The sequence below is a fragment of the Daejeonella sp. genome (genome assembly GCF_030695525.1).
Lineage (GTDB): Bacteria > Bacteroidota > Bacteroidia > Sphingobacteriales > Sphingobacteriaceae > Daejeonella.
The window spans coordinates 1-13,234 of sequence record NZ_JAUYSS010000053.1; the positions used below are offsets into that span (position 1 = coordinate 1).

Sequence of the window (13,234 nt, forward strand, 5' to 3'; positions counted from 1 at the left end):
TTCAAATCCATCGTTATCCGGAGAAAATGTTTTTGAAGCAAGTGTGAAATTCTCTTGAAATTCAGCAATCTCCGAATGCTGGGAATTCTTATAGCCCGGACTTGCAAAACCGGATGCTGATGTTGCAGATCTTAGATTTCCCGGATCACTGTTAGGCCTGTTCAGTTTGCTGCGTTCAAGGCTTACACCTTCTTTAGTTTTAAGTAAAGAGAAATGCATTTTTTCAGAATAGCTTAGCTGATCAATTATTTGTCCTTTGCTGATTAAGACAGCTGTACCGGAATCATCGTTAAATGCCGGGAAGGGATTGATTTTGATGAAGGAGTTAGTATCTTTTATAAAATATTCTTTTTTAATATTCCCTGGGTCTGGTGTAAGGGCGAGGTAAGTCCCGGGTTCAATTAAATTTTGCTTTTTGCTCAGTTTCTGGATTGAATTGATGCTGTCTTTGATGATTCTGGCAATCGAAAGATCTTTCAAATCAAGTGTATAATCTCTATTGTTAAAGATCTCTACAAAATCAGAGCCTCCGGCTCTTGGGTTAAAAAGTATCTCTGTAATCAGAATATCATTCTTGCCAATATCCCGGCTAATAGTAAATTCCAGGGAATTGAACTCTGCCGATAGCAATGTATTTCTGCAATCCCTGATATTATTTGCTGTGAGCCGATAGGTGAATCCTTTACTTAGGGGCTCTCTGAAAGATAAAATAACCCGGGTAAAATCAGGCCCGCTTATTTGGGAATTTATTGGGTTTCCTACTCCATTGTTCAGAAAATAATTACTATTCAGGCTTGCTTTAACACTATCAGCTGTTTTGTTAAACGTCAGGGCAATTTTCAAACTATCAATTATTTCTATGGCAATTAGCTTCAAAGTATCGGGCTGGTAATCAATCTGGTAAACTGAATTCATTCTGCCGGGAGTGCCACCCGAACTATCCCTGCTGGCTGTCCAGTTCTGAAAACTGAGGCAGATTGATTCAGGATCAATTAATTCCAGAGAATACCCGCCTTTTCTTTTTTCAGAATCCCGGTACCATTTGGAGTCATACCTGAGTTTATTTATTTCTTTACCCTTATTATTTTTTAATATTAATACATCGCTTTCATTATTCAGATCAGGCCAAAGAGGTAAACCCATAACTTTTCCATAGGAGCTGAATAATGAGGTATCCTTTACTGCACATATTATGAGATAGGATTTCGCTGCAATTTCACCATTAGTAAATGTGTAATTTCTGCTTTGGTCACCAAAGTTTAGGCCATTGAGGCTCACAGAACTTGATGTTGGATTAAAAAGTTCAACGAATTCTGCTTCGGGTAAACCCTGTGTGGGACTTGGGTCGGCAAAGATTTCATTTATTATCACAGGGTAAACTATTTCTGGTATAGTTGGTATACCGAAAGAAATTTTGTGATCAGTGGCTGAACCTAATTTTCCCGAACAGGTATAGAGCGAATCAGCAATTAGGAAGTACTCGGTACCCTCAATGAATTTTTTACTGAAGATTAATTTTATTCCCATAAAATCGGCTTGGATAGCTAAACCTTTTGCTCTTCCTATTTCCCCCGGAATATTAAAATTTGAGGCCTTAAGGAAACTTGTATCGGGAATCTGGTTAAACAAAATATTAAGTGTACTATCTGACATGATAACTACAGACTTCATTTTTAGTTCATTAGCACTATTTATTAAGACTTCCCGGCTATTTTTTCGGCCGGGTGTACCTCCTGAATGATTTGTTGATGCTGCCCAGTTGTAAAAGCCGGAGCATGAACTGGAATTAAGGTCAATTTTTTCCAGCGACCAGCCACCGGATTTTTTTACCTGATCTTTGTACCATGTGTCTGAATAGGCAATGGAATCAACAGTTCGATTTTTATGACTTTTTAAAACCAGTCGGTCGGAACTGTTTCCAAGGACTGGCCAGGGTGAGAGTCCTGCAGTTTTTCCAAAAGCTTTGTACTGTACTGTATCTGCTGCCGGGCATAGAATCAGAAATTCGCCCGGTGCAATCAGAATTTTTTTAAAGCTGCTTTTGGTTTGGGTATCACTGAAAGTCCATCGTTCAAGATTAATGGTATCCTTGCCGGGATTATAAATCTCAACAAATTCAACCAGGGGTAATCCAACTTCAGGAGATGGATCGGCGAAGATCTCAGTCATGAAAATCAAAGCCGTATCCCGTTTTTCTGCAGGAGGCGGGACAATTGCAGGGATTGTAAAGCTGAAGTGAGATGAGGTATTCTGAATGGAATTTCCGCTGCAGTCTTTCAGCCCTGAAATACTCAGCTTATAACTTGTTCCTGAAATAAATTTTTCACTGAATGTAATTTTTAGCTGCCGGTTTTTTGAATCTTCAGTAATTAATTTGACCTGACCGGCCGCAGGAGAAAGCACAAAGTTCTCAATGCGGATGGAGTTGATATCGGAAAATTTATTGAAAAAGACTTGTAAAGTTGTGTCAGATTTAATGCTCAGGCTATCTGCTTTAAAGGCAATCAGGTCATAATTCATGATATTCACTGAATTTTGCCTTCCGGGTGTTCCTCCCAATGAATCAATAGAAGCAGTCCAGTTTAGAATACCCAAACACTTCGAAAAAGCATCAATTCGCTCCAGACTCCAGCCTCCCTGCTTCTTTTTGGAATCATTGTACCATGTGTCCGAATAGGCAATGGAATCAACAGTTCGATTTTTATGACTTTTTAAAACCAGTCGGTCGGAACTGTTTCCAAGGACTGGCCAGGGTGAGAGTCCTGAAGTTTTTCCAAAAGCTTTGTACTGTACTGTATCTGCTGCCGGGCATAGAATCAGAAATTCGCCCGGTGCAATCAGATTTTTTTTGAGAATGCTTTTGGTCTGGGTATCACTGAAAGTCCATCGTTCAAGATTAATGGTATCCTTGCCGTGATTATAAATCTCAACAAATTCAACCAGGGGTAATCCAACCTCTGGAGAAGGATCGGCGAAGATTTCAGTTATGTAAATCAATGCTGTGTCTGGTTTTTCTGCAGGCTGTGGAGCAATTGCTGGAATGGTAAAGCTCCATTGAGATGAGGTATTCTGAATAGGATTTCCGCTGCAGTCTTTTACTCCTGAAATACTTAATTTATAAATTTTTTCTGCCAGAAATTTTTCGGTAAAAGTAATCCGTACTTGTTTGAAGTCTGGGTCGGCGATTATACTTTTGATTTTTCCTGCATCAGGAAGCATAGAAAAGTTTTCTTCAAGGATTGTTGATTTATCGAGGTGCTTGCTGAAGTAAACGATAAGAGTAGTATCAGAAAGTCTGTGGATACTATCTGATCTCAATGGCAAAAGGTCATAATTAATTACATAAACAGAGTTCATTTTCCCCGGTGTCCCTCCTGTGGAATCTATTGAAGCGGCCCAGTTGAATGCTCCTTCACAAACAGATTTCGGGTCAATTCGTTCCAGACTCCATCCACCCTGCTTTTTTTCAGTGCTGCGATACCATTGATCTGAATAGCTAAGGGAATCGATTAGTTTGTTTTGTGCATTTTTTAATTTAATGATATCACTGGTATTGTTTAAGCTTGGCCAGGGTGAAATTCCCATTACGTTTCCAAATTGTTGAAATTCAGTTGTATCTGTTTTTGCGCACAGTATTAAAATGTCCCCGGGGCTTAAGCTGACATTCCCTAATGTTGTGCTACTTGAGGGATCAAGAAATTTCCAGTTATTTACAGAAATAGTTTTTTCACTGATATTAATCAATTCTACATATTCAGCCGAGGGGAGCCCTAGTTGTGGTGTAGGATCGGGAAATATTTCATTAATTATAATGTCCATAAAATTCCCATAATATGGTTTTATATAGTTAAATGAAAAGCTATTGTTTGATTTTATCTTATTGCCATTCCTGTCCATTACATTTACTACAATCAGGGAATAATTCCCTGTATTCAAGGGTTCTGAGAGCCTAATCCTGAATTTCTGTGGATCTCCTTCTGAATTTATTTCAATTACGTTTCCTGGAAAATTTTGGATATTATAATTCATTATGTTTTTGACGCTAAGGCTGTCCATGGCTTCGTTGAACTGGACTTCCAAAGTATTGGAGTCTATAACGGTGACCATATTTAATATGGGGGCGATGCTATCAGTAGTCAGTGATCCAATCCTGAAATCATCAAAGAAATGTTTCTGAAAAAATGATGCAGTTGATTGCTGTATATAAATCCCAAAAGAAGTGGTATTGATGTGGCTTTTGTCAAGGAATGTGCCTTCGTTCACAACTTTTGAGTTTATGCCAATAACTTCCCGTTCAAGGGTAAAATGGCCGAGGTGGTCCCGGCTTACACGAATTTTGACTGTATTATTACTTGAGCCAACTGAGCCATTTATGCCATCGATAATACGGATACTGCTAGCCATAGAACCTGAGCGTTTGTATAAACTGATTTCGTCTTCAGTATTGCCAATCCTTACAAAATAGCCATTGATCATGGAGTTCTGTAGATCAGCTTTATCAGAGATCAGATATACATCGGCATAGTTTAAGCCCGAGGTACTGAATTGCAGATTAATCCAGAACTCCCAGTAGCAGTTTAAAGCAAGAGTATTTGCAGTACTCAAATAAAAATTTCCGGATGCTTTATTGGATTCTGACCTCAGACGATTGTTTATGATTTTAAAATCTCCACCCGTATTGCTACCATTCCATTCAGGGTTTATACTGAAATTCCCATCAGAAAAATCATCTATTACCTGGCTAAATCCCGGAATGCTGCAAAAAACAAGAAAGATAATCAGCGCATTTTTCATTTCTGACAGGTATAAGCAGCATTAAGTTAAGTCCTGTTGAAATTCCTGAATAATAAAATTAGTATCCGGTATAGCTGACTAGTATTATCGGTATTTTAATAGGTCTGATCGGAATAGTAGTAACAATTGACATGAAAATTACCCCCTAAAGAAAGGAACAGGGTGAAAACCCAAACAATTTCCCATATTTGCTTAATTATTATTTAACAACTAAAAAAATTTAAAAATGAAAGTCGCAGTAGTAGGCGCTACCGGCCTTGTTGGTTCGGTGATGTTAAAGGTTTTAGCAGAGCGCAATTTCCCGGTTAGTGAGTTGATCCCAGTAGCTTCAGCAAAGAGCGCAGGTAAACAGATCGAATTTAAGGGAAAGAAGTATACTGTTGTGACCATGGATGATGCCATAGCCATGAAACCTGATGTGGCTTTGTTTTCTGCCGGTGGGGGTACCTCTCTTGAAAATGCGCCCCGTTTTGCAGAAGCTGGAACTACAGTAATTGATAATTCTTCAGCATGGCGTATGGATCCTTCAAAAAAGCTTATTGTACCCGAAGTAAATGCAGATGAATTAAGTGCTCAGGACAAAATTATTGCCAACCCTAACTGTTCTACCATACAGATGGTAGTAGTATTAAAACCATTGCATGATAAATATAAAATCAAGCGGGTTGTGGTCTCAACTTATCAGTCTGTTACGGGTACAGGGGTAAAAGCGGTTGATCAAATGATGAATGAGCGTAAAGGAATTGAGGGGCCGATGGCTTATGCATATCCCATTGATCTTAATGTAATACCTCAGATCGATGTTTTTCAGGAGAATGGGTATACAAAGGAAGAGATGAAGATGATTCTCGAAACAAAAAAAATAATGAGTGATGATTCAATTCGTGTAACCGCAACAACAGTTCGCATACCGGTTATGGGAGGGCATTCAGAATCAGTAAATATTGAATTCGAAAATGAATTTGATCTTAAGGAGATTCGTTCAATTCTAGAAAAAGAGGAGGGGATAATCGTTGTGGATGATCCTGCTAACCTGAAATATCCAATGCCAATGGATGCTCATGAAAAGGATGAAGTTTTTGTTGGCAGAATTCGCAGGGATGAATCTCAGGATAAAACCCTGAACCTTTGGATAGTAGCAGATAATTTACGGAAAGGTGCAGCTACAAATGCAGTGCAGATTGCTGAATACCTGTTAGAGAAAAAATTGATCTGATCCTGATCAGAATAAATGAAGAGCCTGGCAAAAGCCGGGCTTTTTTTGGCTCATATGGCCGATTTATTGACTTGCCAGTTCTATTTGCCTTTCAAAAGTATTTTCAATAACTATACTTGCTGAACCCAGAATGCCCGCACTTTGTCCAAGCCCTGAGAGGACAATTTTTGTCTGTTCCCTGATTCTGGTCATGCAATAGGTATTGATTGCATGCCTCATCGGAATTGTTATGTACTGTTTTGCCCCAGCTATTTTACCCCCAAGTATAATTAGTTCAGGGTTAAACAACTGAATAAGGGTTGCGACAGCCTTACCTAAATTCTCACCTACTTGAGATAAGATGTTAATTGCATACTGGTCGCCTTTGTTAGCGGCATCAATCACAATCTGAGGTTCAATCTGGTCGATTTCCTCCTCCGATAGTGCATTCAAAAGAGAGGTCTGGCCTGACTTTATACCTTCTTTAGCCATTCTTGCCAGTGCAATTCCCGAGGCTACTGTTTCGAGGCAACCTCTTTTGCCACAATGGCAAAGTTCACCATCTTTTACAAAAGGAATATGACCAATTTCACCTGCAAAACCCGACATTCCACTTTGCAGTTGACCATCCATAATGATTCCGAGTCCAATTCCCCAATCCATCAACAATACTAATGCATTCTTTTTGTTCCGGGCAAGTCCGAACCTGCATTCAGCCAATGCATTGGTCTTTACGTCATTCTGAACATACACAGGTTTTTTGAATTTTTCTTCCAGAATATCCCTTAAGGTTTTGGAATCACCTGAACTGCTAACCAGGTAAGTATAATTCTTGCCTGCATTGGAGTCTACCAGTCCCGGCATACCAAGTCCTATACCTACCAGTTTATCTGTATCTATTCCGGAAGATGCTATTAATTGTTCTGCAAATTCATGGAGTAGTTTGATCGCACTTTTGTCTTTTGTTAATTTGAGAGGAAAACTTTTTAATCCTGTTATATTATTGTTATTGTTGTCCAAAATTGCCATCTCGGTCTTAAACCGGTCCATTTCTATGCATAGAACGTAGAATGAATTATTGTGAAGTGAATATAGTTCGGGTTTTCTTCCTCCAATTGATTTCCCTTTCCCTTTTTTTTCTATAATACCATCGGTCAGAAGTTCATTAAGCAGAATTATTGATGTTGGCGAACTTATATTCAAAACCCTGCAGATATCCGCATTTGATTTTGAACCCTCTGCATGCAGTAATTTGACTAGTTTAACTTTTTGTAAATATTTCTTTCTTTCAATATTGGTTAGTGAGTCTAAATAACACTTCTCAAGGAGTATAGCTTTCATTCAGAAATTGATTGATTAAACATAATTACTATTAATAGTTGTAAATTCATAAAGAACCAGTTCAACAGGTAAGTTTAGTTTCCAGCGACAAATATTTTCAAAATCACGTTTTATAATTTAATAGCTCATATAGATGTTACATTACTGATTTGCAAGCCGTAATTATTAAGTTTGGGGGTAAATATGCTTTTTTTTGTATTAAATAGCGTGAAAATTGCGATTATTTTTTAAAAATAGTAGAAATCCAGGCTATCTTTTGTTTTTTTTTATTCAAAGGTCAGTCAATTGCTTTATTTTTTTAAATTACTGTAAATTAGTTAGTTATAAACAATATATAATATTTTCAGTATCTTAGGGCCTTTAAATTCATTAGGTAATTTAATTTTATTTAACAATATTTACTTTATATTTAGGAAGTGAACTGTACTTATGCAGAAAAGGGAAGCAATTTGCGATTTTGAACTTATAACCCGCCTCAAAGAGGGTGATGAGCTTGCATTTCGTATAGTTTTTGACTCCTATTCCAGTAAACTCTATTATTTTAGTTTGAAATTCCTGAAAGAAAAGGAACCTTGCCAGGAGGTAGTTCAGGAAGTTTTTATGAATCTATGGATTAACCGTGAGAAGCTGGATACCCAATATCCAATTGCCCCATATTTGTATACCATCACCCGCAGGTTAACTTTAAATGTACTTCGTCAGATTGCCAATTCGCAAAGTGCAATGGAAAAAATGTGGTTAAATCTTCAAACCATTAGTAATGAAACTGAAGAACTTGTTTTTCTGGAGGACCTTGAGAGATTTACAGAACAAGTTTTAGCAAATCTACCGAAGCAGCAGCAGTTGGTATACAGAATGAGCAGGCAACAGGAACTTAGTTATGATGAAATAGCTGAAGAACTCAATATCTCCAGAAATACTGTAAAAAATCACCTGGTTTCGGCTCTTAAGACTCTCAGGACCCAATTGCAAAAAGCATTTTCTATTCTCTATTAGCTAGAATATCCATTTGATATTTTTTTTCAATAAATAATTCAGCAGACTAGTCCTGTTTTGTTGTTGAGGTGTATTACAATAAATCTTCCTATGTGTTTTAAATAATCAATGATGAATCAAAATAAATTAGATGATCTTTTAAGTCTATTTGCAGAAGGAAAAATCAGCAGAGAAGAATTCGAGCAATTATTTGATTATTTAAAATCAGGACATGATACTGAGAGCATCAATTTTGCAATTGATCAGGAACTTGCCAAAATGACTAAATGTGCTTCTTTGACCGATGAGGAAAGAGATACCATGTTTAAAAATATTGTCGTCACCAATAAATTCAGACAAGAATCAGGTACTGAAAGAACCGGGGTGTTTGTTTTCAGGGCGTGGTATCAGGTAGGTGTGGCAGCAAGTTTACTTGCAATACTTTCTATTGGCCTATACTTTTATACCAATAGAACAATTGAAAGTCAGGTAGCATTTTCAGATTCCAAAACCATAATAGAAAAGGCTATAATCAAACCCGGTGGCGACAAGGCAGTATTGACACTTTCTGATGGTTCTGAAATTATTTTAGAAGATGCAAAGAAGGGATTACTAGCGAACCAGGCCGGTGTAAGTATTCAAAAAACTGCTGATGGGGAGTTGCTTTATTCATTTGCTAAGAATGTAAGTTCCGTGTCCGAAACAATACCAAAAGAGTTGATTTACAATAAAATAGAAACTCCATTTGGAGGAAAGTATCAGATCAATTTACCTGATGGAAGTAAAGTTTGGTTGAACTCAGCTTCAACTTTGCGTTTTCCTGCTTTGTTTTCCGGAAATACAAGGGAAGTTGAACTAAATGGAGAAGCCTATTTTGATGTGGCAAAAAATCCAAATAAACCTTTTAAGGTAATTACTAAGGATCAGATTGTAGAAGTTTTAGGTACTCAGTTTAATATTAACTCTTATTCGGATGAGGAAAGCTTCAAAACAACGTTAATTGAAGGCTCAGTTAAAATTATTTATAAGGATAGAGTTGTATTATTAAGCCCCGGGCAGCAATTTCAGCCTAATATGAAATCTTCCAAATTGATTGAGGCTGATACAGAAGAAGTGACGGCCTGGAAAAACGGATATTTTTTATTTAAAGATGAGGATATCCAAAGTATCATGAGAAAGGTGTCAAGGTGGTATGATGTTGAAGTGAGTTATGCCGGTGATATACCTGATGTTGGTTTTGGAGGTAACATTTCGAGATCAAAAGATATTAATGAAGTGCTAAATGTACTTCAGTTAACAAATGCTGTTCATTTTAAAGTTGAAGGAAGGAGGATTACTGTTATGCGATGAAATAGACCCTGAAATGCTAACGGTAATCCTACAAAAAAAGCCAGGAGCGGTTGCAACGCCCCTGACCATATTCGGGTTACCAATTTAATTGTTGTGAACAAGTATTAACTAAACCCAAACGCGCAAAGATATGAAATCCTATTCATTAAACATATGTAGGCCTTCTGATTACATAATAAAACTCTTGTTGATGATAAAACTAACTTTTGTTTTATTGATCACAGCCCTACTTCAAATAAGCAGTGCTGCATCATTTTCTCAAACGGTGAGCTTAAAATTTAAGAACGCCAAGCTTGAGACGGTCTTAAAGGAGATTGGAACCCAAACGGGTTACGATCTCGTGTATATTACCCCATTGATTAACGAAGCCAAACCGGTTAGTATTAATGTAAATAATGCATCCTTAAAGGAGGTTCTTGAAAAATCTTTTTCAAACCAGTCCCTCACTTATACAATCAGTAATAATACGATTATCGTTCAGCAAAAGTCATCCGCTTTATTTCCTGCTGCACTAATTGATATCAAAAAACTGTCAGAAAAGGCACCTCCCACAGAAATCAGAGGTCAGGTTACCGACGCAAGCGGAGAAACTCTGATAGGTGTAAGTGTAACAGTGAAAGGCACTAATGTTGGTGTAAGTACTGATGTCAATGGCCGTTATACCATTAATGTTCCCGATGGTTCAAGTGTTTTAGTATTTACTTATATAGGTTATACTACAAGAGAGGTCTCTATATCAGGTCGTACAAGCCTTGATGTAACTCTGGTGCAAAGCACTGAAGCCCTTCAGGAAGTGGTGGTAGTTGGTTATGGTACTCAGAAGAAGAGTGATTTGACTGGTTCTGTCGTTTCTGTTACTGCAAAGGATATTAAGGATCAGGCATTCTCTAATATTAATCAGGCCCTGCAGGGTAAGGTTGCAGGAGTTTCTTTTACAAGTACTTCAGGCGATCCTGGTGAGAATGTAAACGTTCGTATCAGAGGCTTGAATACTTTTGGAGGCTCAGGCCCGCTTTATGTTGTAGATGGTATGCCTATGGAGGCAGCTGATATTAACAGTATTAATCCAAATGATATTGAATCCACCACTGTATTAAAGGATGGATCTGCAGCAGCAATTTATGGTGCCAGATCTGCAAATGGTGTGATTTTATTAACTACCAAAAGTGGTGGGGAACGTGCTCCATCAATCAGCTTTAATTCTTATTACGGTATTCAATCTTTCAATAAATTCATACCCTTGTTGAATTCTCAGCAAATGGCGGATGTAATTAATGAGGCGCACGTAAATGGTAACTTCTTTCCTTTACAGCCTGCGATGAACGATCCGGTGAATTTGCAGACAAATACTGACTGGCAGGATGTATCCATTAATCCTGCTCCAATTCAGGATCACTCACTGACAGTTTCCGGGGGCACTAAGGATGCTAGTTATTCTATTTCCGGGGGTGTATTTGACCAGGAAAGTGTATTGGCATTTCGTACCTACAAAAGATATTATTCAAGGGTAAAAACTGAGTTCAAGATTGGGAAGTTAACAATCGGACAATCATTGATTGCGAGTAAGGATGAAGGTCTGAATTTGAATTTTGGAAACAACCTTGATTTAGCTTATATGATGGGTGCTGCCCCAACTATGCCAGTGTATGATCCGAATAATAATAGTGGTTATGCGGGGCCTTCACCGGCTACCACTGGTGTGAATAACAGGGACAATATCCTTGGTCGTCGTGACATGAACCGGGCCTATACCTTTAATAATAAAATAATTGGTAGTGCCTATGCCTCATTTAAAATTCTTCCTGATCTGGAGTATAAGTTAAATGGAGGTTTGAACATGGGTATGCGAAGATTCAAAAATTATGTGCCTCAGTTTCAAATGAATAACAGGGGAAGTAACGTCAGATCTTTGAACACAAGTTTGAATGAATCATATGAGTACCTGGTTGAAAATACCCTGACATATAACAAGGTAATAAAAGAAAATTACAGGGTTAATTTATTGGGTGGTTTCACTCAGCAGAATTTTTTCGGAAATGGCATTAATGGTACCAGAAGGGATTTCCCAAGTAATGACATTCAGGTATTGAGTGCAGGTACTGGTGTATTTACAGTGGGTGGAAATGAACAGGAGTGGGCTATAAGATCTTTCCTGGGTAGAGCAAATATTACCATGTTCGACAGATATTTGATTACTGCGACCATCCGTCGCGATGGTTCATCACGATTTGGTGATGCCAATCGATATGGAAATTTCCCGTCTCTAGCTGTAGGATGGAATGTGGACCAGGAGAATTTCCTGAAGGATTCCAAATTGATTAGTGGTTTAAAAGTCAGAGCAAGTTGGGGGAAGTTGGGTAATCAGGATATTGGTAACTACAGTAATCAAACAGTGGTTTCTACTAATTCGAGATATTTCTTTGGTGCAGACCAGCTTGCTCCTGCAGCAGTGGTTAACAACTTAGGTAATCCAAATCTTCGTTGGGAAACAACTACTCAAAGCAATGTTGGGGTAGATTTAAGCTTTCTTCAGAATAAAATTTATTTTACTGCCGATTACTGGATCAAAGATACAGATGGAATTTTGGTACGTACACCAATTTCAACAGTTACCGGATTTGGCCGTGATTCCGGACCTTTCCAAAATGCTGCTCAATTGCAGAATAAGGGTTTGGAATTCTTGTTAGGTTACAGGGGAGGCAGTGGTGAATTTAAGTACGGCGTTTCAGGAAACTTATCTAATGTGCGAAATAAAGTGATTTCACTGGGTGCCGGTACAAGTATCATCAACCTTGTTGAAAATGTGTACTACTCCGGTACATTTACCCGCACTATGCCGGGAATGCCAATGTCTCACTTCTATGGCCACATTAATGATGGAATCTTCCAAACTCAGGCAGAAATTGATGCACATGCAACACAGGTTGGTGCCAAGCCGGGTGACAGAAGGTTCAGGGATATTAATGGTGATGGTAAGGTTGATGCCAACGACAGAACCAATATTGGTGATCCTTGGCCTGATTTTGATTATGGATTTTCTGCTGATGCGAGTTGGAAGGGTTTCGATGTCAACATGAGTTTTTATGGAACCAGTGGTAAGCAATTGTATGATTCTCAGGGTGTTTATCTTGAAACAATGCAGGGTGAGTGGAATAATAAAACCACTGTTTTAAATCGCTGGACAGGACCAGGTACCTCTAACACTCTTCCACGTGCAGTGCGTGGTGATACCAATCAGAATAATCGTAGTCAGTCAGACTATGTATTAAATGCAGATTTCTTAAGAATGCAGAATTTCCAGATTGGTTATACACTTCCACAAAGTGTTATCAAGAGAGTTGGTGCCAGAAATGCCAGAATTTATTTTAACGGGCAAAACTTATTTACAATTACCAAATATCCTAACTACAATGCGGATACTTTGGGAGGTGTAGGTTTCAATGATGACTCAATGAGTCCACTAGCTTTCGGAGTAGACACAGGTTCAACTCCTATCCCTAGCGTTTATTCATTTGGAGTTAATTTAACTTTCTAAGTTTTAGACAGCAGAATTACTTTTTAAACAAGTCATTAAGAAAT

General features: G+C 38.1%; 6 protein-coding genes. 4 read left to right on the forward strand and 2 right to left on the reverse strand.

Going from position 1 to position 13,234, the window contains the following annotated elements:
* Positions 1-4,794: lamin tail domain-containing protein (locus Q8S11_RS12280; RefSeq protein ID WP_305662401.1), on the reverse strand; the 4,794-nt coding region annotated here is incomplete at its 3' end.
* A 226-nt stretch (positions 4,795-5,020) separates the two neighbouring features.
* Between Q8S11_RS12280 and Q8S11_RS12285 the strand changes: the two genes are divergently transcribed.
* Positions 5,021-6,010 (forward strand): aspartate-semialdehyde dehydrogenase, encoded by a 990-nt coding sequence (locus Q8S11_RS12285; protein WP_305662402.1) that lies wholly within the window; start codon positions 5,021-5,023, stop codon positions 6,008-6,010.
* Between the two features lie 63 nt (positions 6,011-6,073).
* Here Q8S11_RS12285 and Q8S11_RS12290 read toward each other — a convergent pair whose 3' ends face one another.
* Positions 6,074-7,330, reverse strand: coding sequence for an ROK family protein (locus tag Q8S11_RS12290; RefSeq protein WP_305662403.1), 1,257 nt, complete (start codon positions 7,328-7,330; stop codon positions 6,074-6,076).
* 429 nt (positions 7,331-7,759) lie between these two features.
* Between Q8S11_RS12290 and Q8S11_RS12295 the strand changes: the two genes are divergently transcribed.
* From Q8S11_RS12295 to Q8S11_RS12305, 3 genes are all read left to right on the forward strand, one after another.
* Positions 7,760-8,326, forward strand: coding sequence for an RNA polymerase sigma-70 factor (locus Q8S11_RS12295; RefSeq protein WP_305662404.1), 567 nt, complete (start codon positions 7,760-7,762; stop codon positions 8,324-8,326).
* Between the two features lie 108 nt (positions 8,327-8,434).
* On the forward strand, positions 8,435-9,655 hold the full coding sequence (locus Q8S11_RS12300; RefSeq protein ID WP_305662405.1) for a FecR family protein: 1,221 nt from the start codon (positions 8,435-8,437) through the stop codon (positions 9,653-9,655).
* A 190-nt stretch (positions 9,656-9,845) separates the two neighbouring features.
* Positions 9,846-13,190 (forward strand): TonB-dependent receptor, encoded by a 3,345-nt coding sequence (locus Q8S11_RS12305; RefSeq protein WP_305662406.1) that lies wholly within the window; start codon positions 9,846-9,848, stop codon positions 13,188-13,190.
* Positions 13,191-13,234 lie beyond the last annotated feature (44 nt).

Coding starts and splice junctions, on each gene's coding strand:
- Q8S11_RS12295 (WP_305662404.1), top strand. CDS start 7,760: ATGCAGAAAAGGGAAGCAATTTGCGATTTTGAACTTATAACCCGCCTC.
- Q8S11_RS12300 (WP_305662405.1), top strand. CDS start 8,435: ATGATGAATCAAAATAAATTAGATGATCTTTTAAGTCTATTTGCAGAA.
- Q8S11_RS12285 (WP_305662402.1), top strand. CDS start 5,021: ATGAAAGTCGCAGTAGTAGGCGCTACCGGCCTTGTTGGTTCGGTGATG.
- Q8S11_RS12290 (WP_305662403.1), bottom strand. CDS start 7,330: ATGAAAGCTATACTCCTTGAGAAGTGTTATTTAGACTCACTAACCAAT.
- Q8S11_RS12305 (WP_305662406.1), top strand. CDS start 9,846: ATGATAAAACTAACTTTTGTTTTATTGATCACAGCCCTACTTCAAATA.